This window comes from Mangrovimonas sp. TPBH4, from assembly GCF_001280505.1.
Lineage (GTDB): Bacteria > Bacteroidota > Bacteroidia > Flavobacteriales > Flavobacteriaceae > Mangrovimonas_A.
Window position 1 is genome coordinate 1 of the sequence record NZ_LBIO01000004.1, and the last position, 303, is coordinate 303.

At 56.4% G+C, this 303-nt stretch carries 1 protein-coding gene; it reads right to left on the bottom strand.

What is annotated here, in order from left to right; genetic code table 11:
• Positions 1-303, bottom strand: a 303-nt coding sequence (locus ZA05_RS18245) for a hypothetical protein (protein WP_197276016.1), incomplete at both ends; no start/stop codon positions are given.

Consider the following 303-nt stretch of genomic DNA (forward strand, 5'->3'; position numbering starts at 1 on the left):
CCCAGGGCAACCCACTCGGCAAACGCCTGGTCTACGGAAGCCTGGTCAGAACATGCTGCCATTGTATAATCGTCTGGTGCATTGAAGGAAACCTCTGGTGCAGGCTCTACCGTAAAGGTCGAACTCAACAATAACGGTGCCCCACAGTCGCTGGTAGCTGTCCAGATAACTTCGGTTGAACCACCACAGGCATCAGGTGCCCCCGGATTGGTCACTTCAACCATCAGGTTACAGCCACCCGTGATGCTGCCCAGGGCAACCCACTCGGCAAACGCCTGGTCTACGGAAGCCTGGTCAGAACAG